Here is a 25286-nt window from a genome sequence, read left to right on the forward strand (position 1 = left end):
CGCCGAAGCGCCCTTTCCATTGCAAAAATTAGCTTGCCACTTTTGGCTCGGCCGCGCGCAGACGGATGTGCAGTTCTTTCAACTGCTTCTCATCCACTTCCGACGGCGCCTGAGTCAGCAGATCCTGGGCGCGCTGGGTTTTCGGGAAGGCGATCACATCGCGGATCGAATCGGACTTGGTCATCAGCGTCACGATACGGTCCAGGCCGAATGCCAGGCCACCGTGCGGCGGCGCGCCGTATTGCAGCGCGTCCAGCAGGAAGCCGAACTTCAGGCGGGCTTCGTCGGCGTCGATCTTCAATGCGCGGAACACTTTCGACTGCACTTCCTCGCGGTGGATACGGATCGAACCGCCACCCAGTTCCCAGCCGTTCAGCACCATGTCGTAGGCCTTGGCGATGCAGGCGCCCGGATTGGTTTCCAGCCAGTCTTCGTGGCCGTCCTTCGGCGCGGTGAACGGATGGTGGGTCGCGGTCCAGCGGTCGGCTTCCTCGTCGTATTCGAACATCGGGAAGTCGATCACCCACAGCGGCGCCCAGACGTCGTCGAACAGGCCGGCCTTCTTGCCGAATTCAGAATGGCCGATCTTGACGCGCAGCGCGCCGATGGCGTCGTTGACCACCTTGGCTTTATCCGCACCGAAGAAGATCAGGTCGCCGTCTTCGGCACCGGTCAGTTCCAGCACCTTGGCCAGCGCGGCGTCGTGCAGGTTCTTGACGATAGGCGATTGCAGACCGTCGCGGCCCTTGGCCTTCTCGTTGACCTTGATGTACGCCAGGCCGCGCGCGCCGTAGATGGCGACGAACTGGGTGTAAGCGTCGATTTCCGAACGTGGCATGTCGCCGCCCTTCGGTACGCGCAGGCCCACCACACGGCCGTTAGGCAGGTTGGCGGCGCCCGAGAAGACCTTGAAGTCGACGTCCTTCATCACTTCGGTCAGGTCGGTGAATTCCAGCTTGACGCGCATGTCCGGCTTGTCCGAACCGTACTTGCCCATCGCTTCGGCGAAGTCCATCACCGGGAACGGGTTAGGCAGCTCGACGTTCATGGTGTTGCGGAACACCTTGCGGATCATGTCTTCGAACAGGTCGCGGATTTCCTGCTCGGTCAGGAACGAGGTCTCGCAGTCGATCTGGGTGAATTCCGGCTGGCGGTCGGCGCGCAGGTCTTCGTCGCGGAAGCACTTGGTGATCTGGTAGTAGCGGTCGAAGTTGGCCACCATCAGCAGCTGCTTGAACAGCTGCGGCGATTGCGGCAGCGCGAAGAAGTTGCCGGCGTTGACGCGCGAGGGCACCAGGTAGTCGCGCGCGCCTTCCGGGGTCGACTTGGTCAGCATCGGGGTTTCGATATCGATGAAGCCCAGATCGTCGAGGTACTTGCGCACTTCCATCGTGACCTTGTAGCGCAGGCGCAGGTTGTTCTGCATCTGTGGACGACGCAGGTCCAGCACGCGGTGGGTCAGGCGGGTGGTTTCCGACAGGTTGTCGTCGTCCAGCTGGAACGGCACGGCAACGGAAGGGTTCAGCACTTCCAGCTGCGAGCACACCACTTCGATCTTGCCCGACGCCAGGTTGGCGTTGACGGTGCCGGCCAGGCGGTCCTTGACCACACCGGTGACGCGCAGGCAGAACTCGTTACGCACGGCTTCGGCGGCCTTGAATACCTCAGCCTGCTCCGGATTGCACACGATCTGCACCAGGCCTTCGCGGTCGCGCAGGTCGATGAAGATCACGCCACCGTGGTCGCGGCGACGATGTACCCAGCCGCACAGGCTGACAGTTTGGCCAAGCAGCGCTTCAGTGGTGAGGCCGCAGTAGTGAGTACGCATTGAGGACATGTTTATTTCTCGGTTCAGGTTAAGTTACTCAGTTAATCTTTATTTGGCGATCTCGATGGACTTGGGCGCGTCTTCCGGCGCCACCACCCCCATCGATACGATGTACTTCAGTGCCGCGTCCACGGACATGTCGAGCTCGACCACGTCCTTGCGCGCCATCATCAGGAAAAAGCCCGACGTCGGGTTCGGCGTGGTCGGGATGTAGACGCTGACATAGTCGCCGACCAGGTGGTTCTTGACGTCGCCGCCGGGGGTGCCGGTGAGGAAGGCGATGGTGTACGAGTTCTGGTGCGGGTACGGGATCAGCACCGCCTTGCGGAAGGCATTGCCGGACGACGAGAACAGCGTGTCGGACACCTGCTTGACGCTGGAATACAGCGAACTGACGACCGGGATGCGGGTCAGCAGTTTTTCCCACAGCTTGACCACGTAGTTGCCGACCAGGTTGTTGGTCAGCAGGCCGGTCAGGAACACGATCAGGATCGTCAGCAGCGTGCCCAGGCCGGGAATATCGAAGCCGATCAGGGTACGCGGCTGCCAGCGTTCCGGCACGAACAGCAGGGACTGGTCCATGGTGCTGATGACCAGGTTCAGCACCCAGGCGGTAATCGCCAGGGGCACCAGGATCAGCAAGCCGGTAATGAAATATTTACGCATCGATTACTCTTCGAGTGGGTGGTGCTGCGGCGTGTTTCCGCGGGTCAGTCCGACTTTGTGCCGGGCGCTGGCGCTGCTGGCGCGGCGGCCGGCGTCTCCGTCGGCGCAGGCGCGGCCGGCGCGGTGCCGGTCGCCGGCGGCGTGCCGCCACGGAAATCGGTCACATACCAGCCGGAACCCTTCAACTGGAAGCCGGCAGCGGTCAATTGTTTCTTAAACGTTTCCTTGCCGCACGACAGGCAAACGGTGAGCTGCGGGTCGGAAATCTTCTGCAAGACATCCTTGGCAAAACCACATGCCTCGCAGCGGTAGGCGTAGATCGGCATCTATTACTCCGCAAAAATCATCAAAACCCTGAATTATAAAGCTTTTTCCCGGTCGCCTACCTGTTTCCGATGGACAAGCCCCGGCGGCGCCAGATCATCCAACGTTCCTTGCCCTCGAACACGGGGATGGAATCGCTGACGGCATCGTCGGCGATGCACTCGAAGTCGGCCTCCAGCAAGGCTTGCAGCTCGCCACGGGTGATGCCGAACGGCGGGCCCTTGGGCGCCTCGTCGAAGAAGAAGTAGCCGGCCAGCAGCGCGCCCGGCGCCAGCAAGGCCGCCCAGCGCGCCGCCACCTGCGGCCGCATCGCGCGCGGCAAGGCGCACAGGAAGGCGCGCTCGTAGATCAGCTGCAAGGGCCGCTGCGGCTGCCAGGTAAAGAAATCCGCCTCGACCACGCGCGCCGCGTGCGGCCCGACCGCCGCCTTGCCCGCCGCCACCGCGGCCGGCGAAAAATCGATGGCCACCGCGTCCCAGCCGGCGTCGGCCAGGAAGGCCAGCTCGTAGGCCGAGCCGCAGCCCGGTATCAGCGTGGTCAGCGGCGCGCTGGCGGCGGTGAAGTCGCGCAGCGCCTGCGGCACGCCGCCCCGGTCCCAGGGCGTGAACCGGCGCTCGAAGCGCTCATCCCAGAAGGCAGGCGACATGGGGTCGCGTTGCGTAAAGTCCACCATAGATATATATCAAATAAGTGTTAATTCGTCATTCCCGCGAAAGCGGGAATCCATACTGCTCCGGCTCAGCATGCTCAGCATCGATTCCGCGACGGCGGACCGCCGCTTTCGCGGGAACGACGGGGATTTGCTCAGACGAAGTGATGCCAGCGCAGGTACAGCTGGTAGCCCGCCACGCCGATGCCGAAGGCGCCGGCAAAGTAAATCACCAGGCCCAGCAAGCGGTTGGTGCGCTGCTGTTCGTGGATCAGCACCTTGATCAGTTCAGTGTTGTCGGACGGCCGCTCGCCCTGCTGCTCCAGCGCGCGATGCAACAGGCGCGGCAGCTGCGGCAGGATGTGGGTGTAGCGCGGCGCTTCCGCCTTCAGGCGCTGCCACATGCCCTGCCAGCCGACCTGCTCGCCCATCCAGTTTTCCAGGTAGGGCTTGGCGGTCTTCCACAAGTCCAGGTCGGGGTCGAGCTGGCGGCCCAGGCCTTCGATATTGAGCAGCGTCTTTTGCAGCAGCACCAGTTGCGGCTGCACTTCGACGTTGAAGCGGCGCGAGGTCTGGAACAGGCGCAGCAGGATCTGGCCGAAGGAGATGTCCTTCAGCGGCCGGTCGAAGATCGGCTCGCAGCAGGCGCGCACGGCGGACTCCAGCTCGTCGACCCGGGTTTCCTTGGGCGCCCAGCCGGACTCGATGTGGGCCTCGGCCACGCGCTTGTAGTCGCGGCGGAAGAAGGCCAGGAAGTTCTGCGACAGGTAATCCTTGTCGAAGTCGTTGAGCGTGCCGACGATGCCGAAGTCGAGCGCGATGTAGCGACCGAAGGTCTGCGGATCGATCGACACCAGGATGTTCCCCGGATGCATATCGGCGTGGAAGAAGCCGTCGCGGAACACCTGCGTGAAGAAGATCTCGACGCCGTCGCTCGACAGTTTTTTCAGGTCGACGCCGGCCGCTTCCAGGCGATCGATCTGCGACACCGGGATGCCGTGCATGCGCTCCATCACGATCACGCTGCTGGAGCAGTAATCCCAGTACATCTCCGGCACCAGCAGCAGCTTGGAGTCGGCGAAGTTACGGCGCAGCTGGCTGGCGTTGGCGGCCTCGCGCATCAGGTCCAGCTCGTCGTGCAGGTATTTGTCGAACTCGGCGACCACTTCCTTCGGCTTCAGGCGCTTGCTGTCGGCCCAGATGCGGCCTATCCATTCGGCCGCGATGTGCATCAGCGCGACGTCCTCGTCGATCGACTTCTTCATGCCCGGACGCAGCACCTTGACCGCCACCTGCTTGCCGTCCTTGAGCGTGGCGAAGTGCACCTGCGCGATCGAGGCCGACGCCACCGGCGTGCGCTCGAAGCTGGCGAACAGCTGGTCGGGATGGGCGCCCAGCGACTTGCGGATCTGCGCGATGGCCAGGTCGGAATCAAACGGCGGCACGCGGTCCTGCAGGCGCGACAGTTCCTCGACCAGGTCGGCCGGGATCAGGTCGCGCCGGGTCGACAGCACCTGGCCGAACTTGACGAAGATCGGCCCCAGGTCTTCCAGCGCCATGCGCAGGCGCACGCCGCGCGGCGCCGACAGGTCGCGCCAGAAGAACGCCGTGTCGATCAGCTTGGCGATGCGCGGTTTTTTCAGGCCGGAGATGGCGATTTCGTCGAGGCCGTATTGCACCGATACCCGCAGGATCTTCAGCAGGCGTAAGAATTTCAACATCATTTGGGATCCAGTTTCTGTTCCAGTTTGGCCAGGCGCTTGGCGGCGCGCTCGACGTCGTCGCGCAGGCGCACCACGTCGGCCGAGAAGGCTTCCACCGTTTGCGGGCGGATCAGCACAGGTTTTTCATCGAGCAGGAATTCGGCGACGTTTTCGGCCAGCTTCTGGTGGCCGTTCCTGACCGCTTCAAATACCGACCTGGCGCCGGACACCACACGCACGGCGGCGATCGGGCCCACCACTTTTTCCAGGTCGTGCTCGGCTTCCCAACGCAGCGACTTGCTCAGGTTGGAGATGGCGTTGGCGAATTCGGCGTCGCCCTCGATCTGCACGTAGGAAAAGGCGCGCTCGCGGTTCTGCGCGATCAGCGGCAGGTCGGACAGCTTGACACGGATGGTGACGCGGGCCGGCTCTTCGGGCGGCGCGGCTTCCAGCATGCCGTCGGCGGTCACGCGCAGGCGCAGCACGACGGCGCCGGTGTCGATGGCGGCGATCTTGCCGGCGTGGCGCAGCAACTCCTTGCGCGCCCACGGCTCCTGCGCCAGCAAGTGATTGATGGCGGCGCTGGCCGGCGCCGCAGCGGTGAAATTGCTTGGATTCAGAAAAATCATACTTTCGCCGTTTAAAACAAAACCGCCCGGAAATACGGGCGGCCTTGATCTTACCAGTTTGCCGGGCTTTACCCCTAAACCGCAGCGCCGCCGCCGGGGTCAGACCCTATGGGTCTGACCCTCTTCGGCCCTGCGGGGTTTTACGCCAGCTGTTGGATACCGGCCAGCATCCAGCCGCTGGCACCGGAAACCGGCTTGGACAGGTTCCAGACCTCGTTGAACGGCTCGGCCAGCGCATCCGGCGCGGGCTTGATGGTGCCGGTGAACTTGACGCTGGCCAGGTAGTCGCTGTCGCTGGTTTCGATGCCCAGCAGCTCGGCGTCGATGGTGACGACGTCGGTGTAATCCTTTTGCGCGCCGCGCTCGCTGATCTGCATCTTCAGTTCGGCAAACACCTCGGGCGTGGTGAATTCGCGGATGTCGGCCGAATCGCCCTTGTCCCAGGCCGCTTGCAGGCGGATGAAATTGCTCTTGGCCACGCGCAGGAAGGACGGCGCGTCGAAGTCGGCCGGCACGCCCCATGGCGTGTGGGCGACCGGCGCGACGGCTTGCTGCACTGGCTCAGGCTGCAGGCGCGAGCCGATCTCCGGCGTGCCGCTGGAGGACGGCATCGCGTACACATTATTGCCACCAAATGCAGCCGGCGCAGGCTGCGAGCGGCCGCGGATCAGGCGAATGACGAAGAGCACCACGCCGGCCAGCAGCGCCAGCATGATCAGCGAGCCGAAAAAACCACCCAAGGCGCCACCCAGACCGAAGTGCGAGAACAAGGCGCCGATGCCCAGGCCCAGCAGCGCACCGCCCAGGATGCCTTTCCATGGACTGGCTGGCTTCGGCGGCATCGCGGCCGGCGGAGCAGCCGGTGCAGGCGCGGGCGCGGCCTGGCGCGGCGCTGGCGCCGGCGCGGTGGCCGGCGGCATGCGGCTGACGTTTTGCGATTGACGTCCGATCGTTCGTCCGCCGCCCATCGGACGGGCGGTCGCCTCGCCCAGCATCGACAGCGCGGAGACGGCCAGTACGGCGCCGATCAGGATTTTCTTGATGTACATGCTGTTCCTATGACTACAGTTTGATACCGGTGTGTAAAGCGGCCACACCTGCCGTCAGGTTGTAATACGTAACGCGTTCCAGGCCCGCCTCTTCCATCATGGTCTTCAGCGTTTCCTGGTCCGGATGCATGCGGATCGACTCGGCCAGGTAGCGATAGCTTTCGGCGTCGCCGGCGATCTTCTGGCCCATCCACGGCAGCACCTTGAACGAGTAGATGTCGTAGGGCTTTTGCAGCGGCTCCGCCACCTTCGAGAATTCCAGCACCAGCAGCTTGCCGCCCGGCTTGAGCACACGGCGCATTTCCGCCAGCGCCTGGTCCTTGTGGGTCATGTTGCGCAGGCCGAAGGCGACGCTGACGCGGTCGAAGTAGTTGTCCGGGAATGGCAGCTTCTCGGCGTCGCACAACAAGGTGGGGGTCAGCAGGCCGCGATTCAAGAGACGGTCGCGGCCGACGCGCAGCATCGACTCGTTGATGTCGGTGAGCCAGACTTCGCCGGTCGGGCCGGCTTGTTTGGCGAACACCTTGGCCAGGTCGCCGGTGCCGCCGGCGATGTCCAGGCACTTGAAACCGGGGCGCACGGCGGCGTTGGCGATGGTGAACATCTTCCATATGCGGTGCAGGCCGGCCGACATGACGTCGTTCATGATGTCGTACTTGGCGGCGACAGAATGGAAAACCTTGGCGACTTCGCGGACTTTGTCGTCTTCCGCGACGGTTTTGTAACCGAAGTGAGTGGTATTGGTCATGGTAGGCAGGCCTGTTAGTTTGCCTGCATTATACAAGCTGGCCGCATTGAGGGCGGCCCGCAACTATGGCAAAATCAGCAACTCACATAAACCGGGATACCCACGATGAAAAAAGTAATTGCTGCATTGCTGTTCTGCGCATCGGGCGCAGCCTTCGCCAACTCCGCCTGCGACAAGCCGAAGAATGATTTCGACGATCTGTATTGCCTGAACAAGGTGTACCAGGAGGCGGACAAGGAACTCAACGAGAACTACAAAAACCTCAGCGCCAAGCTGGACGCCGACGGCAAGAAGGCGCTCAAGGCCGGTCAGCTGGGCTGGATCGAACAGCGCAACAAGAGCTGCTCCAAGCGCGAGGCCAACGATTTCTACGTCAACCTCGATTGCGCTGCCAACACCACGATCAAGCGCGCCCAGTTCCTGCAGGACCGCCTGCGCGAGTGCTCCAGCTCGGGCTGCCAGAACAGCCGGCTGAAGGACTAATTCCCACGGCGCTTACCGCGCCGGCAAGTGGCGCCACTCCAGCCCCTTCCACAGGCCCGGATCGGGCTTGATGGTGCCGTCCGTAGCCGAAGCCGCCGCCAAATGGACGGGCTAATCTGGCTGAAGCCATCAGAGGTTATCCCATGTCGCCCACCGTCTACCTCGATACTTCCGTCATTTTGCACCTGACCGATCCGCCAGTCCGAATCCGATCATCCGTGCCTGTCAGCAGCTGACCCAGCTTTGGTGGGATACCCGCTGCGACGCAACCCACACGTATGTTTCCGAGTACGTCATCGCAGAAATAAAGCACGGCGATCCGCTTAGCATGGCACGCCGCCTGAGAAAGATTGAATTTTTGCCCCGGCTACCCGATGGCGGTCGAACGGAAGGGATTGCCGAACTTTTGATCTGCGGAGGCGGTCTAAACGCAAGAGCCATGAAATCCGCCGAGCACATCGCCTGTGCCGCGCAGAACCGAAGCGAAATTCTGCTCACATGGAATTGCCGGGACATCGCCAACGCCGGGCAACTTCGACTTCTAAGGATACTGATCAACGCACAGAGGCTTCATCTCCCCGAACTGGTAACACCCTTTGAACTGATGGAGAATCGCTATGAGAATATATGACGTGGAAATTCCTCCCGACTTGGAAATTCCAGAACTTGACGAAAAGTCACGAGCCGAGATAGATGCGCTGCATGATGAGATCGCGCGAGACAGGGCGGAACGCAAACGACAAGTAGAAATGTCGCCGTACAAGGATTGGGGAGAAACCCGAAGACCGGCTTTTGAACCGCCGTCCTCCAGCCCCGCCCCATCCATTAATATCGAGGCACTGCGCGAGCTACCTCTGCGTGTGCGGGCCATCTTCGCCTACGTGCTACGTGAGCACGTCACGCGCTGAGAAGCTTAGTGCTTGTGGCCACAGCCCTTGTGGTTCTGTGCACCGGGGCCGGTCAGCGTGACGCCGGTTTCGCGGCCGCTGTCGCCCTCGAAGCCTGAAGCGTGCAGGCGATCCATGTAGTTGGCCCACAAGGCTTCTTTTTCATTGCCCAGTTTGTACAAGTAATCCCAGGTGTACAAACCCGTGTTGTGGCCGTCTGTGAAGGTCGGCTGCACCGCATAGTTGCCCACCGGGTCCATCGCCGCGATGCCCACCTCGCGCTTGCCCACTTGCAGAACCTCCTGCCCTTCCCCGTGCCCCTTCACCTCGGCCGACGGCGAATACACGCGCAGCAGCTCGAACGGAATCGAGAACGAGGCACCGTCGTCAAATTCGATGTCCAGCACTTTGGATTTGTTGTGGACGGTCAGGCCGGTGGGTTGCTTGCTCATGATTTATGCTTTCAAACGTTCGATGATCGCCGCGTGCAGGGCCGGCAGCAGCGCGCGGCGCGCGGCCAGCACCTCCGGCGCCGACGAACGCTGCGCAACAGCCCAGGTCGGATTGGGGAAGTGCGCATCGTCCACATAACGCGGAATCACATGCCAGTGCACGTGCGGCGTCATATTGCCAAAGCTGGCCAGATTAATTTTTTCCGGCGCCATCACCGCGCGTTGTGCGGACTCGACCGCCCACACCACGTCCATCACGCGGCTGCGCTCGGCCGGCGACAGGTCCGTCATTTCCTTGACGTGCACATTCCACACCACGCGCGTGAAGCCGGGATACTCGGCCTCGTCCACGGCGACCACCGACAGCTGGCGATCGCTCCAGACCACGGCGCCGGCGGCGGGCGCCGCCAGCAAGGTGCACAGGTCGCAGGCCATTACACCAGCACCCGCTCGATGCCGCCGTCGTTGGCGCGCTTGACGTAGTCGGCCATCCAGTTCTCGCCCAGCAGGTGCTTGGCGATCTCGACCACGATGTAATCGGCCGTCGTGCCGGCATCCTCGCCGTAGCGCGACACGCCACCCAGGCAGGCCGGGCAGCTGGTCAGGATCTTCACTTCGCCGTCGAAGCCGTCGGCGCGCAGCTTGTCCGCGCCCTTGATGACTTCCTCTTCCTTGCGGAAGCGCACCTGCGTCGAGATGTCGGGACGCGCGATCATCAGCGTGCCCGAATCGCCGCAGCAGCGGTCGTTCTTCTCGATCTTGACGTTGTCGTGCGTCTGGATCAGCGTGTTGACGGTCTTGGTCGCTTCCTGCAGCTTCATCGGCGTGTGGCAAGGCTCGTGGTACATATAGCGCGTGCCGGTCACGCCTTCCAGCTTGACCTGCTTCTCCATCAGATACTCATGGATGTCCATGATGCGGCAACCCGGGAAGATCTTGTCGAACTCGTAGGTCGCCAGCTGGTCGTAGCAGGTGCCGCAGGAGACCAGCACGGTCTTGATGTCCAGATAGTTGAGCGTGTTGGCCATGCGGTGGAACAGCACGCGGTTATCGGTCATCATTTTCTCGGCCTTGTCGTACTCGCCCGAGCCGCGCTGCGGATAACCGCAGCACAGGTAGCCCGGCGGCAGCACGGTCTGCACGCCTACTTCCCACAGCATGGCCTGCGTGGCCAGGCCCACCTGCGAGAACAGGCGCTCCGAGCCGCAGCCAGGGAAGTAGAACACCGCTTCCGTATCGGCATTGGTGGCCTTGGGATTGCGGATGATAGGGATGACCTTGTCGTCCTCGATGTCCAGCAAGGCGCGCGCGGTTTTCTTCGGCAGGCCGCCCGGCATCTTCTTGTTGATGAAGTGGATCACCTGCTCGCGCACCTTCGGCTTGCCCACGGTTGGAGGCGGCGCCTTGGTCTGCTTCTTGGCGAACTTCTTCAGCAAGTCGTTGCCCAGGCGCTGGGCCTTGTAGCCGATGCCGACCATCGCCGCGCGGGTGGCGTTGATGGTGGCCGGATCGGTGGCGTTGAGGAAGAACATCGCCGCCGATTTGCCGGGATTGAAGCTCTTCTTGTCCATCTTGCGCAGCAGGTTGCGCATGTTCATCGACACATCGCCAAAGTCGATGTTGACCGGACATGGCGTCACGCATTTATGGCAGATCGTGCAGTGGTCGGCCACGTCCTCGAATTCTTCCCAGTGCTTGATCGAGATGCCGCGCCGGGTCTGCTCTTCGTACAGGAAGGCTTCGATCAGCGACGAGGTCGCCAGGATCTTGTCGCGCGGCGAGTACAGCAGGTTGGCGCGCGGGACATGCGTAGAGCAGACAGGCTTGCACTTGCCGCAGCGCAGGCAGTCCTTGACGCTGTTGGCGATCTCGCCGATATCGCTTTGCTGCATGATCAGCGATTCGTGGCCCATCAGGCCGAAGGAAGGGGTATAAGCATTGGACAAATCCGCTTCCATGCCAGCCAGGTTCAGCAGCTTGCCCTTGTTGAAGCGGCCTTCCGGGTCGACCCGCATTTTGTAGTCGCGGAACGGACCGATTTCCTCTTCGGTCAGGAACTCCAGCTTGGTGATGCCGATGCCGTGTTCGCCCGAGATCACGCCGTTGAGCGAACGGGCCAGGGTCATGATGCGCGCGACGGCCTGGTGCGCCAGCTGCAGCATCTCGTAGTGGTCGGAGTTGACCGGCAGGTTGGTGTGCACATTGCCGTCGCCGGCGTGCATGTGCAGCGCCACGAACACGCGGCCGCGCAGCACGCGTTTGTGGATGGCGGTCGCTTCGTCGAGGATCAGCTTGTAGGCGGCACCGTTGAAGATCTGGCGCAGCTGGGCGCGGATTTCCTGCTTCCACGTGATGCGGATGGTGCGGTCCTGCACCACGTCAAACAGCGTGGCGTCCGGCTGGGTCTTCAGGCGTTCTTCGAACACCGGCAGCAGGCGCTCCAGGCCCAGCTCGGCCAGTTGCGCGGTGACGGCGGTCAGCGGCTTGTCCAGCTCGGCCAGCAGGAAGGTCCAGCGCGCCTGCACCTGGGTCAGCAGCGCTTGCGCCTGCTGCTCGCGGTCGCCCAGCATTTCTTCGTCGCCCACGGCGTCGTCGGCGTCGTCGCTCTTGCCGATCGGCAGATTGCCGGCGGCGAAGAACTGCTGCAGCTCCGCAGCCAGCTGCAGCTTGTTCTTGATCGACAGCTCGATGTTGATGCGCTCGATGCCGTCGGTGTACTCGCCCATGCGGTTGAGCGGGATCACCACGTCTTCGTTGATCTTGAAGGCGTTGGTGTGCTTGGCGATGGCGGCGGTGCGGGCGCGGTCCAGCCAGAATTTCTTGCGCGCTTCCGGGCTGACGGCCACGAAGCCCTCACCCACGCGGGTGTTGGCGATGCGCACCACTTCGGAGGCGGCCATGGCGACGGCGTTTTCATCGTCGCCGACGATGTCGCCGAACAGCGCCATCTTCGGCAGCACGCCGCGCTTCGACTTGGTGGCGTAGCCGACCGCGCGCAGGTAGCGCTCGTCCAGGTGCTCCAGGCCGGCCAGGCGCAGCGTGCTGAACTGCTCGCCCTTGGCCGGCAGGCCGTCCAGGTAATCCTTGATCTCAACGATCGACGGGATCGCGTCGCGCGCCTGGCCGAAGAACTCCAGGCAGACGGTGCGGGCGAACTTCGGCATCTTGTGCAGGATCCAGCGGCCGGAGGTGATCAGGCCGTCGCAGCCCTCTTTCTGGATGCCCGGCAGGCCAGCCAGGAATTTGTCGGTGACGTCCTTGCCCAGGCCTTCCTTGCGGAACTTGCGGCCTTCGATTTCCAGCAGCTCGGTCTTGAACGGCTCGCCTTTCGATTCGCCGCGCGCGGTCGGATGGGTCCACTCCAGCTTGAAGCGGGCCAGCGGCGTGTCGTGGATCTTCGACAGGTTGTGGTCGAGGCGGGTGACCTCCAGCCAGTCGCCGTTCGGGTCGACCATGCGCCACGAGGCCAGGTTGTCCAGCGCCGTGCCCCACAGCACGGCCTTCTTGCCGCCCGCGTTCATCGCGATGTTGCCGCCGATGCAGGAGGCGTGGGCCGAGGTCGGATCGACCGCGAACACGAAGCCGGCCTTCTCGGCCGCTTCCGACACCTTGTTGGTGATGACGCCGGCGCCGGTGTAGATGGTCGCGTATTCGCGGTCCAGGCCGGGCAGCACCTTCATTTCCACCGCGCCCATGTTGAGCAGCTTCTCGGTGTTGATCACGGCCGACATCGGCGTCAGCGGGATCGCGCCGCCGGTGTAGCCGGTGCCGCCGCCGCGCGGGATGATGGTCAGCCCCAGCTCGATGCAGCCCTTGACCAGGCCGGCCATTTCTTCCTCGGTGTCCGGGGTCAGCACCACGAACGGATACTCAACGCGCCAGTCGGTGGCGTCGGTCACGTGCGAGATGCGCTTCATGCCGTCGAAGCAGATGTTGTGCTTGTCGGTGTAGCGGCCCAGTACCTTGTTGGTGCGCTTGCGCAGATCGTAGACCTGCTTGAATTCCTCGCCAAAGTCCGCCACCGCCTTGCCGGCCGCGCGCAGCAGCTTGGCGACGTTGGTGCTGCGTTCGCGCGCCGCGTCGTCGCCGGTGTCGTCGACGGTCAGGCGGCGCTTGTCCACCTCGGCCAGGCGGTGATGCAGCGCGTCGATCAGTTCCTGGCGGCGCTTCGGGTTGTCCAGCATGTCGTCCTGCAGGTAGGGATTGCGGCGGACGGCCCAGATGTCGCCCAGCACCTCGTACAGCATGCGCGCCGAGCGGCCGGTCTGGCGGGCGCCGCGCAGGGCATCCAGCAAGCTCCACGATTCCTCGCCCAGCAGCCGGATGACGATCTCGCGATCGGAAAACGACGTGTAGTTGTAAGGAATTTCACGAAGGCGCGTGGCCTCGGGACCGTGGGGCGTTTCCGCCAGCAAAGCTTGGATTTGTGCAGGGGCATTCATTGTGAGATTGGACTTGTAGACTGAACCCGGGAGGGTCATTTTAGCGTATTGCGGCGCACCACGCCGGAACAGCCTTAGACGGCCAAGGGACTATGCGGCTGGCAACAACCCGCCAAAAATTTGCAAATTCCGGATTTTATTGGCAATAACGGATAAATACTCCGTATAAAACTGAACGAAATTCACGATCAAGCGCTTATGGCAATATGATAGCTTGCACCAAATTAACCCAGCATTTGGCCGATCCGGTGCCAAACCCCGTCCGGCACGTACAACAGCAGCGAGGTCATGGCCAGGTAACGCAGCAGTTTTCCGATCGCCATGTAGGCGATGCTGGGCCAGAAAGGCAGCTTGAGCCAGCCGCCCAGGGTGCACAGCGGATCGCCGATGCCGGGCAGCCAGGCCAGCAGCATGGTCTTGGCGCCGTAACGCTCCAGCCAGTGGAACCAGCGGCTCTTGCGCTCACTGGCGAAGGATTGCTTGGCCTGGTAGCCCATCCAGTAATCGATGGCGCCGCCCAGCGTATTGCCGATGGTGGCGACGGCGATCACGCTCCAGAACATGGCCGGGTTGGCTTTGACGACGGCAAACACCGCCGGTTCCGAGCCCAGCGGCAGCAAGGTGGCGGAGATCAGGCTGATGATAAAGACCGAAGTCAGGCCCACTTCCGGCGCCGCCAGTATGTGCAGCAGCCAGGCGATTGCAGAGTCGATCATCGGTTTCTTTGAGCGGAAGGAAAGGTGTCCATTATAATGAGTCGCACACCGCATGATTAAACAGTCCGGCCGCGCACCCATCCGCGCGCGGCCCGCGCCCTGCTTCACCCGGTCACACGCCGGATAGTTAGCACTGAATGAGCAAAGCCCTTGGGGGTCAAGTCTGACATTCGGACACGGGCTCTACCGTAGCGCACGCTACGGTAGAGCCCGTGTCCGAATGTCAGACTTGACCCCACCCCGGAATCACTATGTTTGCAGACCATGACTATCGACTATCTGAAGAAAATCCTGACCGCGCGCGTCTATGACGTCGCTACTGAAACCCCGCTGGAACTCGCGCCGACCCTGTCGCAGCGCTTCGAGAACCGAATTTATTTCAAGCGCGAGGACATGCAGAGCGTGTTCAGCTTCAAGATTCGTGGCGCCTACAACAAGATGGCCCACCTGAGCGAAGCCCAGCGCAAGCGCGGCGTGATCTGCGCTTCGGCCGGCAACCACGCCCAGGGCGTGGCGCTGTCGGCGGCGCGCATGGGCTGCCGCGCGGTCATCGTGATGCCGACCACCACGCCGCAGGTGAAGGTGGAGGCGGTCAAGGCGCGCGGCGGCGCCGACGTCGAGGTGGTGCTGCACGGCGAATCCTATACCGACGCCTACAACCACGCGCTGCTGCTGGAGCAGGAACAGAAGCTGACCTTCGTCCACCCGTTCGACGATCCCGACGTGATCGCCGGCCAGGGCACCATCGGCATGGAAATCCTGCGCCAGCATTCCGGCCCCATCCACGCGATCTTCGTGCCGATCGGCGGCGGCGGCCTGATCTCCGGCATCGCCGCCTACGTCAAGCAGATCCGCCCGGACATCAAGATCATCGGCGTGCAGAGCCTGGACTCCGACGCCATGGCGCGCAGCGTCAAGGCCGGCGAGCGCGTCACGCTGTCGGACGTCGGCCTGTTTGCCGACGGCACGGCGGTGCGCCTGGCCGGCGAGGAAACCTTCCGCCTGGTGCAGCAGTATGTGGACGATATCATCCTGGTCGACACCGACGCCATCAGTGCGGCCATCAAGGACGTGTTCAGCGACACCCGCTCCATCCTCGAGCCGTCCGGCGCGCTGGCCATCGCCGGCGCCAAGGCCTATGTCGAGCGCGCGGCGCTGAGCAAGGACCCGGTCAGGAACGAGACGCTGATCACCGTTGCCAGCGGCGCCAACATGAACTTCGACCGCCTGCGCTTCGTTGCCGAACGCGCCGAGCTGGGCGAGGCGCGCGAGGCGGTGTTCGCCGTCACGCTGCCCGAACAGCGCGGCAGCTTCAAGCGCTTCTGCGCGCTGGTCGGCCCGCGCAATGTGACCGAGTTCAACTACCGCATCAGCGACAAGGACGAGGCCCATGTGTTCTGCGGCGTGCAGATCGCCGACCGCGGCGAGTCGAGCGCGCTGGCGCGCACCTTCGAGCAGAACGAGTTCAAGACGCTCGACCTGACCTACGACGAGCTGGCCAAGACCCACATCCGCCACCTGGTCGGCGGCAAGAGCGCGCTGGCCAGGGACGAGCTGCTGTACCGTTTTGAATTCCCCGAGCGTCCGGGCGCGCTGATGCGCTTCCTCAATTCGATGGCGCCGAACTGGAATATCTCGCTGTGCCATTACCGCAGCCAGGGCGGCGACGTCGGCCGCATCCTGGTCGGCCTGCAGGTGCCGGCCGAGGAAATGGAACAGTTCGCGCAATTCCTGACCACGCTGGGCTACCGCTACTGGGATGAGAGCGCCAACCCGGTGTACAAGCTGTTCCTGGGCTAAACCCGCGACCGTCGCCGATCACGCCCGCGCCGCCACTTAAGGGTCAGACCCCGCACGGGGTCTGACCCTGCCACGCTTTGGGGGTGAAACTGCGCTACCATTTCACCTTTACCCGAATCGCACACCGCCATGACCAACACCGTCGACTTGTCCCCGCTGGGAAAAACCTCCGCCTACCGCACCGATTACGCGCCGGAACTGCTGTTCCCGATCGCGCGCCAGGGCAAGCGCGACGAACTGGGCCTGACCGGCACCCTGCCCTTCTTCGGCGTCGACATCTGGAACGCCTACGAAATCTCGTGGCTCAACGCGCGCGGCAAGCCGCAGGTGGCGATCGCCCGCATCACCGTGCCGGCCGATTCGCCCAACATCATCGAATCGAAGTCCTTCAAGCTGTACCTGAACTCGTTCAACCAGACCCGGCTCGACAGCCTGGTCGCGCTGAAGAACCTGCTGCAGCAGGACCTGTCGAACGGCTTCGGCGCCACCGTGCACATCTCGCTGACCCAGCCGGAGGAATTCGGCATGGTGGAGATGGGCGAGCTCGACGGCCTGCTGCTGGACCGCCTCGACATCGACATCGACCACTACAGCCCGGCCCCTGAGCTGCTCAAGGCGGCGCTGGACGAGGAGCCGGTGGAGGAAAAACTGGTGTCGCACCTGCTCAAGTCGAACTGCCTGGTCACCGGACAACCGGACTGGGCCAGCGTGCAAATCCACTATGCCGGCCCGCAGATCGACCAGGAAAGCCTGCTGCGCTACCTGATCGGCTTCCGCGAGCACAACGAGTTCCACGAGCAGTGCGTCGAGCGCATCTTCACCGACATCCTGCGCCAGTGCCAGCCGCAGCAGCTGGCGGTCTACGCCCGCTACACCCGTCGCGGCGGGCTGGACATCAACCCCTGGCGCAGCAACTTCAGCACCGCTCAAAAACCGCCCAACCTTCGTGGCGCGCGTCAATAAATCTGGCGCTTTTTCCAATCAAACGGGAAAAATCAGGCGTATGATATGCAGATGACGCGCGGTTGTTGACCACCGCGCGACATACGGCCACATCGGCCTGAAAACGCGCAAATAATCGGAAATCCGCCCCCGACCCTGGCGAAAAACCGGCGTTTTCCGTGATTTCTATTCAGAAATAGCGATTCCTTTCTTTGATGCACGTACCGTCCAGCCCGCGCGCCGGCTGGCCGACATAAACGCAACGGTAGGCGCGAGCGATTTCCTGTTACATGGCGCAGAAACAAGCCTATAATTCTGCTCGCATGCCACCTTTGTGCGTTGCAACATTCTATGTCGCGTTATGAATAACCTGAGCAAAATACTCTCTCTTGAAAATGTGCTGCTGGATCTGGAAGTGTCCAGCAAGAAGCGCGCTTTCGAGCAAGCCGGCCTGATCTTCGAAAACAACTGCGGCATCGCCCGCTCCACCGTGTCGGACAACCTGTTCGCGCGCGAGCGCCTGGGGTCGACCGGGCTGGGTCATGGCGTCGCCGTGCCGCACGGCCGCATCAAGGGCATGAAGAGCCTGAAATCGCCGCTGGCGGCCTTTGTGCGCCTGGCCGAGCCCATCCCGTTCGAATCGCCCGACGGCAAGCCGGTCAATCTGCTGTTCTTCCTGCTGATTCCGGACCACGTCACCCAGCAACACCTGGAGATCCTGTCCGAGATCGCCGAGATGTTCTCCGACGACGCCTTCCGCACCGCGTTGAGCACGGATGCGGACCCGAAATCGGTGCACACGCGCATCATCAACTGGATGCCGAGTCTGCAGGCTGCGGGGTGAGATTTCTTGGTCGTCGGACATTAGGTTAAACTAGGCTTCAGTTCATCCTTATGTAAAGACGACCCATGCTGCAAACTCCGCTGACGATACAACGCCTCTACGACGACAATCGCGAAAGTTTGCAGCTAGGCTGGTTCGCCGGCTTCCCCGGCGGCGAGCGCCTGATCTCCGGCGACGTCGCCTCGGCCGCCGACCAGGTCGGCCACCTGAACACCATCCACCCGGGCCGCATCCAGGTCTTCGGGCACCAGGAAATCAATTACTACCAGCGCCTGAAATCGCTGACGCGCGCCCACGTCATCGGCGAGCTGATCGCAGGCGGGCCGCCGGCGCTGATCATCGCCCAGGGGCTGGAAACGCCGCCCGACATCCTCGCCATCTGCGACGAGAAAAACATCCCGCTGTTCTCCACGCCGCTGCCGGCCGCGCAGGTGATCGACTTCCTGCGCGTCTACCTGTCGAAGAAGCTGGCGCAGCGCATCATCATGCACGGCGTGTTCATGGACGTGCTGGGCGTGGGCGTGCTGATCACCGGCGACTCCGGCCTCGGCAAGAGCGAGCTGGGCCTGGAACTGATCTCGCGCTCGCACGGCCTGGTGGCCGACGACGCGGTGGAGTTCTCGCGCATCGCGCCGAACATGATTGAGGGCCGCTGCCCGGCGCTGCTGCAGAACCTGCTGGAAGTGCGCGGGCTGGGGCTGCTGGACATCAAGGCCATCTTCGGCGAGACCGCCGTGCGCCGCAAGATGCGCCTCAAGCTGATCGTGCACCTGGTGCGGCGCGGCGCGGCCGACGAGGAGGTGGAGCGCCTGCCGTTCCAGTTCCCGACCGAGGACGTGCTGGGCCTGCCGATCCGCAAGGTGGTGATCCCGGTGGCGGCCGGCCGCAACATCGCGGTGCTGCTGGAGGCCGCCGTGCGCAACACCATCCTGCAACTGCGCGGCATCGACACGCTGCAGGAGTTCATGGAGCGCCAACGCCAAGCCATGAGCGGGGACTGAGCGCTCCACCGCAGTCGTTCCCGCGCAGGCGGGAACCCATGCACAATCGGCCGGCCCACTCCGTATGGATTCCCGCCTGCGCGGGAATGACAGGGCGGCACAGCATCCATTGGCGTTTTCGCATCATTGCAAAAACTAAACATGGTCATTCTGGGCAAGTAAGTCCGGCCTGCGGTATCATCGGGGCCTATGCGCATCGTACTCATCACCGGTATTTCCGGCTCCGGCAAGTCCGTGGCCCTGAACGTCCTGGAAGACACAGGCCACTATTGCGTCGACAATCTGCCGCCGGCCCTGCTCTCCAGCCTGGTGGACACCCTGGTCGCCGATGGCCTGGAGTCGCTGGCCGTGGCGGTCGATGCGCGCAGCGCCGAATCGCTGGCCACACTGCCGGCCGCCGTCGAACACCTGCGCGAAAAGGGGCACGACGTCAAGGTCATGTTCCTGACCGCGAACACGCACTCGCTGGTGGCGCGCTTCTCGGAAACGCGGCGCAGCCATCCGCTGTCGCACGAGCTGCGGCCGGGCCAGAACCCGGCGGCGCGCCGCACGCTGATCGAATGCATTTCGGAAGAGCGTGAGCGGCTGTCGGCCATCGAACAGCTGGGCCATGTGATCGACACCTCGGAACTGAGCGCCAACAAGCTGCGCGCCTGGGTCAAGGACCTGATCGCGGTCGAGCGGGCGCCGCTGATCCTGTTCTTCGAATCGTTCGCCTTCAAGCTGGGCGTGCCACTGGACGCGGACTTTGTGTTCGACGTGCGGGCGCTGCCCAATCCCTACTACGACCTGACCTTGCGCCCATTGACCGGCCGCGACGCGCCGGTGATCGACTACCTCAACGCCCAGCCGAGCGCGCTGGACCTGATGAACGACATCCGCGTCTTCATCGAGAAATGGCTGCCGTCCTTCAAGACCGACAACCGCAGCTACCTGACGGTGGCGGTGGGCTGCACCGGCGGCCAGCACCGCTCGGTCTACATGGCCGAACAACTGGCGGCCTACTTCCAGCAATCCGAACGCGTCATCCTGCGCCACCGCGAACAATCCTAGTCCAGGTGGCGCAGCGGGTGGGCGTAGTCCGGCCACACCGGTCGGAAGAAGCGCTGCACCATGGCCTCGCCGACCTCGTCCAGCGTGGCCGGCTTCCATTGCGGCGCGTTGTCCTTGTCGATGACCAGCGCGCGCACGCCCTCGATCACTTCGCCGTCTTCGAAGTTGTGGCGCACCAGCGTGCGTTCCATGCGCAGGCAACCGGCCACGTCCAGTGTTGCGCCGCGCTTCACCAGCTCGTGCGTCACGCACATCATCAGCGGCGAGCGGGTGGCCATCACTTGCAGCGTCTTTTGCGCAAAGGCGCTGTCGTCCGTTTTCAGCGAGGCGATGATGGCGGGCACCGAGCCGGCGCCGAAGTGGCGGTCGATGGCGGCGCGCTCGGCCGCCAGCTTGCTTTCGCCCGCGGCGGCCTTGAACGGCTCGGCGAAGGCCGCGATGGCCTCGGCCAATTCGCCGCCCGCGGTCGACTCCACTATCGTCGACAGCAACGCCATCGCGTCGGCCGGCACGTAATGGTCGGCCAGCCCGGCGTACAGCGCATCGGCCGCGCCGATGGTGACGCCGGTGACACCCAGGTAGCAGCCCAGCTTGCCCGGCGCGCGCGCCAGGAAATAGCTGCCGCCCACGTCCGGGAACAGGCCGATGTTCACTTCCGGCATGGCCATCTTGGTCCGCCCGGTGACGATGCGCACGCGGCAGTCGGGACCGCCCTGCGCCACGCCCATGCCGCCGCCCATGACGACGCCATCCATCAACGCGATGTAGGGCTTGGGATAAAAATGGATCAGGTGATTGAGCGCGTATTCCTCAGTGAAGAAATCCTCCACCAGCGCGCTGCCGCCCTGCGGCGTGGCGCGGCCGGCATCGTAGAAGAAGCGGATGTCGCCGCCGGCGCAGAAGGCCTTTTCGCTGCTGCTGCGAATGACCACGGCGGCGACGTCGCTGTCGTCGCGCCATGCCAGCAGCGCCTGCGTGATCGCGCGCACCATCGCCAGCGATAAGGAGTTCAAGGCCTTGGGCCGATCCAGCGTGATGAAGCCGGTTCCGTTGCTGACGCTGGTGTGGACGTATTCGCTCATGAGGTGATCAGGGTAAAGGAAAAACCCTATTCTACTGCGGGCGCAAAAAAGGGCGCCTCTGCGCCCTTAGTTGGATGGTGCCGGGGCCGTTGTTATAGGGCGGCGGCAGCGGGTTCGTAGCTATCCGGGAGATGCTTGATCGCATCGTGGCCGTGCTCTTGCACCTTGGCTTTGTACTTCATGACCTGCCGATCCAGCTTGTCGATCAAGGTGTCGATGGCGGCGTACAGGTCCTGCGACAGGCTTTCCACGTACACGGTTTTACCCGACATGCGCAGGTTGATTTCAGCCTTCTGGCGTTTCTCTTTCTCTTTAAGGTTATCTACAGTCAGAATGACAGCAATATCAATCACTTGATCAAAGTGGCGGGTGACGCGTTCGAGCTTGTTCTGCACGTATTCACGGATGGCCGAGGTCACTTCGAGATGATGTCCACTGATGGTGAGATTCATACACACTCCTAAAGATAATGTCGCTTCTTACGGTTAGTGCGGGGCCCATTACTGCCGGGCGCGCAGGAACCAAGTAACTACAAAGACTTGCGGAGACTGACTGGCGGGATTTTCAACGCTTCGCGATATTTGGCAACAGTGCGTCGCGCAATCACCATGCCTTGTTCTCCCAGCATGTCCGCAATCTTACTGTCGGATAAAGGATTTTTCGGGTCTTCTGCTCCTGTCAATTGCACGATGAGTGCGCGTATCGCCGTCGAACTTGCTTCCCCCCCCGCTTCGGTGGCGACATGGCTACCAAAGAAATATTTCAACTCAAACATGCCATGCGGGGTCAGCATATATTTTTGAGTTGTTACGCGAGAAATAGTGCTCTCGTGTAGTCCCAGTGTATCAGCAATTTCACGAAGCACAAGGGGGCGCATGGCAACCGCGCCATGCGAGAAAAAGTTCTTTTGTCGTTCTACTATCGCTTGGGCGACGCGCAGGATCGTGTCGAAACGCTGGCGCATATTTTTGATCAGCCACTTGGCTTCCTGCAGCTGCGCGCCCATCGCGCCCTCGCCTTTTCCCTGCTTGAGCAGGTTGGCGTACATGGCGTTCACGCGCAGGCGCGGCATGACATCGTTGTTCAGGCTGACCTGCCAGCCGTTGCGCGCCTTCTTGACGATCACGTCCGGCACCACGTAGTCCGAGACGTCCGACGCGAACGCCGAACCCGGATGCGGATTGCACTGGCGGATCACGGCTTGCGCCTCGCGCAAATCCTCGTCATCGCACACCAGCGCCTTCTTGAGCTTGTTGAAATCGCGCTGGGCAAACCAGGTCAGATGATTTTCCACGATGGCCAGCGCCATGCGCCGCGTGACCATCGGTATGCCCGGCAAGCGCTTGATTTGCAGCGCCAGGCATTCGGAGGCGTTGCGCGCGCCCACGCCCATCGGATCAAAGCTCTGCAGCAGCGACAAGGCAGTCTGCAATTCGTCGATCTCCAGTTCCAGCTCTTCCGGCAGGCGCGCCAGGATGTCCTCCAGCGATTCCTCGAGGTAGCCGTTCTCGTCCAGCGCGTCGATGATCAGCTCGACCAGCGCGCGGTCGCGCATCTCCAGCACCGTCACGCGCATCTGCTCCATCAGGTGCTCGCGCAGCGTGCAGTGGCTGGCCTCCAGTTGCGGACGCGAGTCCTCGTCGTCGGGCGCCTTGCTGCGGCCGGCGTCGCTCCAGTCGACGTCGGCGTCGCTGCTGGTGCTCTCGGTGTCGGCGGCCGGGCCGTCGTAGTTGTCGGCGTCGGCGGCCGGCGCCTCCTGGGCGTTGGGCGGGCCCTCGGGCGGCGCATCGCCGACCGGGGCTTGCTGGCTGATGGCGCCGTCCGACAGCAGCCGCAACGAGCGGTCCAGCGGGTCGTCAAGACGCTCCAGCAGCGGATTATCGGTCAGCAGCTGTTCCAGTTCCTGATGCAGCTCCAGCGTCGACAGTTGCAGCAGCCGGATCGACTGCTGCAGCTGAGGCGTCAGCGCGAGGTGCTGCGACGTGCGCAGTTGCAAAGACTGTTTCATGGGTTTTACATACGGAAGTGTTCGCCCAGATACACGCGACGCACCGATTCGTTGGCGATGATGTCGTCTGGCCGGCCTGAAGCCAATACCGTGCCCTGGTTGATGATATATGCGCGGTCGCAGATGCCCAGCGTCTCGCGCACATTGTGATCGGTAATGAGGACGCCGATGCCGCGTTCCTTGAGGAAGCGCACGATGCGCTGGATCTCAATCACGGCAATCGGGTCGACCCCGGCGAATGGTTCGTCGAGCAGCACGAAGCGCGGGTTGGTCGCCAGTGCGCGCGCGATCTCCACGCGGCGGCGCTCGCCGCCGGACAGCGACAGCGCCTGGTTCTCGCGCAGCTTTTCGATCTGCAAATCGGCCAGCAGGGTATTGAGCCGTTCATCAATGGCAGCCTTGGATAAAGGCTTGCCGTCCACTTTTTGTATTTCGAGGACGGCGCGGATATTTTCTTCCACCGTCAGCTTGCGGAACACCGACGCTTCCTGCGGCAGGTAGGACAGGCCGAGCGAGGCGCGGCGGTGGATCGGCAGCGAGGAGATGTCGGTGCCGCTGATGTCGATGCTGCCGGCGTCCGACGGCACCAAGCCGACGATCATGTAGAACGAGGTGGTCTTGCCGGCGCCGTTGGGGCCCAGCAGGCCCACCACTTCGCCGCATTCGACTTGCAGGGACACGTCATGCACGACCTGGCGCTTGCCGTAGGTCTTTTGCAGGCCGCGCACGATCAGGGTGCTACCGCAGGATGATTCCATGCTTACTTCTCCGTGGCCGGCGGCGTCGAGGCGGCCGGCGTGGCGGCCGGCGCGGCCGGACGAATGGTTGGCTGGATCACCATCGTGCCGCGGCCCGCGCCCGGCTTGCTTTCGCCGGTGGCGGTGTTCTTCACCGCGAACTGTTCCTTGCGGCTGTCGTAGGAAATGAATTCGCCGTCGACCTCGTCGCTCAGGCGGCCGCCTTCGAGGCGGCGCACCTTGGCCTTGGAGAACAGCTTGACCAGGTCGGTCTTGTCGCTGTATTCGATGCGCTCGGCCTCGCCCTCGACCCACTGGTCGCCGGCGCCGTCGCGCTTCTGGCGGAAGGTGGCCGGCGTGCCCGGCGTGCTGGTCAGCACGACGAAGTTATAGCCTTCGGGATCGGTGGTCACCACCGCCTTCGGCGACTTCATCAGCAGGGTGCCGCGCGTCAGCACGACATTACCGATCAGCGTCTTGACCTGCTTGACGTCGTCGATTTGCAGATCGTCATACTGAATCGTGGTCGGCTTGCTGGCATCGGCCTTTTCCGCATGGGCGGTGGCGACCGCCAGCAGCAACATCGTGGCCGAGAGTATCAATTTTTTCATCGTCATTCCGTTCATCATCATTGGTTCTTCAACGGGCGTCGCGCGGCGGCAGCACCAGCTGCCCGCGTCCGCCCATCTGCACTTCGCGCGTGGCGTTATTGGCCTTCATGCCGACGCCGGTGGCGGTGGCCTTGCCCATTTCCAGCGCCACCGGGGCGATGGTTTCCATCCGTTCTTCGTCCGGATACACGGTCAGGGTCGGCGTGGTCATGCGCATCGCCTGCGCCTGCGGCGCCGCCTGGCGCACCACGCTCACATTACCACTGAGTTTGACACGCGTATTGCCCTGATCGACCAGGGCGGTATCGGCATGCATATTCATCGGCGGCTGGTCGCCGGACAGGCTGTGCACATACGGCTTGTCGATGACGGAGGCGTCGTCGATCGGCCGGTGGGTCAGCTTCTCGCCGGAGATTATGTAGGCCGGCTGGCCGGTCTTGTTCATGCGCACCATGCTGAAACGGTCGATGATGTAGTCCGGCTCGTTGCGGTGCTGGTCCACCTGCGCCTCCTGGCCGGCCTGGTTGACCACCTGCACCAGCCAGAAGCTGCCGACGGCGACCAACACGCCGACCGTCATGACGGCGGTCAGCTGCCAGCGATGGGCTGTTCTCTTATGCATGCAGGCTCCC

Annotated in this window: 26 protein-coding genes; 8 read left to right on the forward strand and 18 right to left on the reverse strand. The window is 63.1% G+C overall.

Annotated elements, in window-relative coordinates:
- Window positions 1–28: 28 nt before the first annotated feature.
- The 8 genes from aspS to ubiE all read right to left on the reverse strand — a co-directional run bounded on the left by aspS (window position 29) and on the right by ubiE (window position 7596).
- The gene (gene aspS / locus ACEN9O_RS06205; protein WP_495618431.1) at window positions 29–1828 is read right to left on the reverse strand and encodes an aspartate--tRNA ligase; all 1800 of its coding nucleotides are present in this window, start codon (window positions 1826–1828) and stop codon (window positions 29–31) included.
- A 48-nt stretch (window positions 1829–1876) separates the two neighbouring features.
- Window positions 1877–2494 (reverse strand): DUF502 domain-containing protein, encoded by a 618-nt coding sequence (locus ACEN9O_RS06210; protein WP_495616754.1) that lies wholly within the window; start codon window positions 2492–2494, stop codon window positions 1877–1879.
- A gap of 44 nt (window positions 2495–2538) precedes the next feature.
- The gene (locus tag ACEN9O_RS06215) at window positions 2539–2820 is read right to left on the reverse strand and encodes an FmdB family zinc ribbon protein (protein ID WP_495616755.1); all 282 of its coding nucleotides are present in this window, start codon (window positions 2818–2820) and stop codon (window positions 2539–2541) included.
- Between the two features lie 56 nt (window positions 2821–2876).
- A complete protein-coding gene (locus ACEN9O_RS06220; protein ID WP_495616756.1) occupies window positions 2877–3491 on the reverse strand; it encodes a methyltransferase domain-containing protein in 615 nt (204 codons plus the stop codon).
- A gap of 131 nt (window positions 3492–3622) precedes the next feature.
- Window positions 3623–5191: a ubiquinone biosynthesis regulatory protein kinase UbiB gene (gene ubiB, locus ACEN9O_RS06225; RefSeq protein WP_495616757.1), complete on the reverse strand. Its 1569-nt coding sequence runs from the start codon at window positions 5189–5191 to the stop codon at window positions 3623–3625.
- Window positions 5188–5799 (reverse strand): ubiquinone biosynthesis accessory factor UbiJ, encoded by a 612-nt coding sequence (locus tag ACEN9O_RS06230; RefSeq protein ID WP_495616758.1) that lies wholly within the window; start codon window positions 5797–5799, stop codon window positions 5188–5190. The genes ubiB and ACEN9O_RS06230 overlap by 4 nt, the downstream gene beginning before the upstream one ends.
- A gap of 140 nt (window positions 5800–5939) precedes the next feature.
- Window positions 5940–6848, reverse strand: coding sequence for a Tim44 domain-containing protein (locus tag ACEN9O_RS06235; RefSeq protein WP_495616759.1), 909 nt, complete (start codon window positions 6846–6848; stop codon window positions 5940–5942).
- Window positions 6849–6861: 13 nt separating this feature from the next.
- Complete coding sequence (gene ubiE / locus ACEN9O_RS06240) at window positions 6862–7596, reverse strand: bifunctional demethylmenaquinone methyltransferase/2-methoxy-6-polyprenyl-1,4-benzoquinol methylase UbiE (RefSeq protein WP_495616760.1); 735 nt, start codon at window positions 7594–7596, stop codon at window positions 6862–6864.
- Between the two features lie 105 nt (window positions 7597–7701).
- Here ubiE and ACEN9O_RS06245 point away from each other — a divergent pair, with 105 nt between their 5' ends.
- The 3 genes from ACEN9O_RS06245 to ACEN9O_RS06255 all read left to right on the forward strand — a co-directional run bounded on the left by ACEN9O_RS06245 (window position 7702) and on the right by ACEN9O_RS06255 (window position 8987).
- Window positions 7702–8079 (forward strand): lysozyme inhibitor LprI family protein, encoded by a 378-nt coding sequence (locus ACEN9O_RS06245; RefSeq protein WP_495616761.1) that lies wholly within the window; start codon window positions 7702–7704, stop codon window positions 8077–8079.
- Between the two features lie 328 nt (window positions 8080–8407).
- Window positions 8408–8710 carry a PIN domain-containing protein gene (locus ACEN9O_RS06250; RefSeq protein WP_495616762.1) on the forward strand — a complete coding sequence of 101 codons (303 nt, stop codon included), beginning with the start codon at window positions 8408–8410 and terminating at the stop codon, window positions 8708–8710.
- Window positions 8697–8987: a hypothetical protein gene (locus ACEN9O_RS06255; protein WP_495616763.1), complete on the forward strand. Its 291-nt coding sequence runs from the start codon at window positions 8697–8699 to the stop codon at window positions 8985–8987. The genes ACEN9O_RS06250 and ACEN9O_RS06255 overlap by 14 nt, the downstream gene beginning before the upstream one ends.
- Window positions 8988–8992: 5 nt before the next feature.
- Here ACEN9O_RS06255 and ACEN9O_RS06260 read toward each other — a convergent pair whose 3' ends face one another.
- From ACEN9O_RS06260 to ACEN9O_RS06275, 4 genes are all read right to left on the reverse strand, one after another.
- Window positions 8993–9418: a gamma-butyrobetaine hydroxylase family protein gene (locus tag ACEN9O_RS06260; RefSeq protein ID WP_495616764.1), complete on the reverse strand. Its 426-nt coding sequence runs from the start codon at window positions 9416–9418 to the stop codon at window positions 8993–8995.
- 3 nt (window positions 9419–9421) lie between these two features.
- Complete coding sequence (locus ACEN9O_RS06265; RefSeq protein ID WP_495616765.1) at window positions 9422–9853, reverse strand: HIT family protein; 432 nt, start codon at window positions 9851–9853, stop codon at window positions 9422–9424.
- The gene (locus tag ACEN9O_RS06270; RefSeq protein ID WP_495616766.1) at window positions 9853–13860 is read right to left on the reverse strand and encodes a DUF3683 domain-containing protein; all 4008 of its coding nucleotides are present in this window, start codon (window positions 13858–13860) and stop codon (window positions 9853–9855) included. The genes ACEN9O_RS06265 and ACEN9O_RS06270 overlap by 1 nt, the downstream gene beginning before the upstream one ends.
- Before the next feature lie 224 nt (window positions 13861–14084).
- Complete coding sequence (locus ACEN9O_RS06275) at window positions 14085–14576, reverse strand: YqaA family protein (protein ID WP_495616767.1); 492 nt, start codon at window positions 14574–14576, stop codon at window positions 14085–14087.
- A 264-nt stretch (window positions 14577–14840) separates the two neighbouring features.
- On the opposite strand from ACEN9O_RS06275, the gene ilvA reads away from it, so the two are divergent.
- The 5 genes from ilvA to rapZ all read left to right on the forward strand — a co-directional run bounded on the left by ilvA (window position 14841) and on the right by rapZ (window position 20216).
- A complete protein-coding gene (gene ilvA, locus ACEN9O_RS06280) occupies window positions 14841–16376 on the forward strand; it encodes a threonine ammonia-lyase, biosynthetic (protein WP_495616768.1) in 1536 nt (511 codons plus the stop codon).
- Window positions 16377–16505: 129 nt separating this feature from the next.
- On the forward strand, window positions 16506–17339 hold the full coding sequence (gene queF / locus ACEN9O_RS06285) for an NADPH-dependent 7-cyano-7-deazaguanine reductase QueF (protein WP_495616769.1): 834 nt from the start codon (window positions 16506–16508) through the stop codon (window positions 17337–17339).
- A gap of 340 nt (window positions 17340–17679) precedes the next feature.
- Window positions 17680–18162, forward strand: a complete 483-nt coding sequence (locus ACEN9O_RS06290) for a PTS sugar transporter subunit IIA (protein WP_495616770.1) — start codon at window positions 17680–17682, stop codon at window positions 18160–18162.
- A gap of 65 nt (window positions 18163–18227) precedes the next feature.
- A complete protein-coding gene (gene hprK, locus ACEN9O_RS06295; RefSeq protein WP_008444515.1) occupies window positions 18228–19163 on the forward strand; it encodes an HPr(Ser) kinase/phosphatase in 936 nt (311 codons plus the stop codon).
- Window positions 19164–19352: 189 nt separating this feature from the next.
- The gene (gene rapZ / locus ACEN9O_RS06300) at window positions 19353–20216 is read left to right on the forward strand and encodes an RNase adapter RapZ (protein WP_495616771.1); all 864 of its coding nucleotides are present in this window, start codon (window positions 19353–19355) and stop codon (window positions 20214–20216) included.
- On the opposite strand, the gene ACEN9O_RS06305 is transcribed toward rapZ, so the two are convergent.
- From ACEN9O_RS06305 to lptC, 6 genes are all read right to left on the reverse strand, one after another.
- Complete coding sequence (locus ACEN9O_RS06305) at window positions 20213–21298, reverse strand: enoyl-CoA hydratase/isomerase family protein (RefSeq protein WP_495616772.1); 1086 nt, start codon at window positions 21296–21298, stop codon at window positions 20213–20215. The two genes, rapZ and ACEN9O_RS06305, sit on opposite strands and share 4 nt — an antisense overlap.
- A 92-nt stretch (window positions 21299–21390) precedes the next feature.
- Window positions 21391–21750 (reverse strand): ribosome hibernation-promoting factor, HPF/YfiA family, encoded by a 360-nt coding sequence (gene hpf / locus ACEN9O_RS06310; protein WP_026334892.1) that lies wholly within the window; start codon window positions 21748–21750, stop codon window positions 21391–21393.
- A gap of 77 nt (window positions 21751–21827) precedes the next feature.
- Complete coding sequence (locus ACEN9O_RS06315; protein ID WP_495616773.1) at window positions 21828–23306, reverse strand: RNA polymerase factor sigma-54; 1479 nt, start codon at window positions 23304–23306, stop codon at window positions 21828–21830.
- A 5-nt stretch (window positions 23307–23311) separates the two neighbouring features.
- The gene (gene lptB, locus ACEN9O_RS06320) at window positions 23312–24064 is read right to left on the reverse strand and encodes an LPS export ABC transporter ATP-binding protein (RefSeq protein WP_332853315.1); all 753 of its coding nucleotides are present in this window, start codon (window positions 24062–24064) and stop codon (window positions 23312–23314) included.
- A 2-nt stretch (window positions 24065–24066) separates the two neighbouring features.
- The gene (gene lptA / locus ACEN9O_RS06325) at window positions 24067–24654 is read right to left on the reverse strand and encodes a lipopolysaccharide transport periplasmic protein LptA (protein WP_495616774.1); all 588 of its coding nucleotides are present in this window, start codon (window positions 24652–24654) and stop codon (window positions 24067–24069) included.
- 28 nt (window positions 24655–24682) lie between these two features.
- Window positions 24683–25276, reverse strand: a complete 594-nt coding sequence (lptC, locus tag ACEN9O_RS06330) for an LPS export ABC transporter periplasmic protein LptC (protein WP_495616775.1) — start codon at window positions 25274–25276, stop codon at window positions 24683–24685.
- Window positions 25277–25286: the final 10 nt, after the last annotated feature.

It is taken from the genome of Duganella sp. Dugasp78 (genome assembly GCF_059491455.1).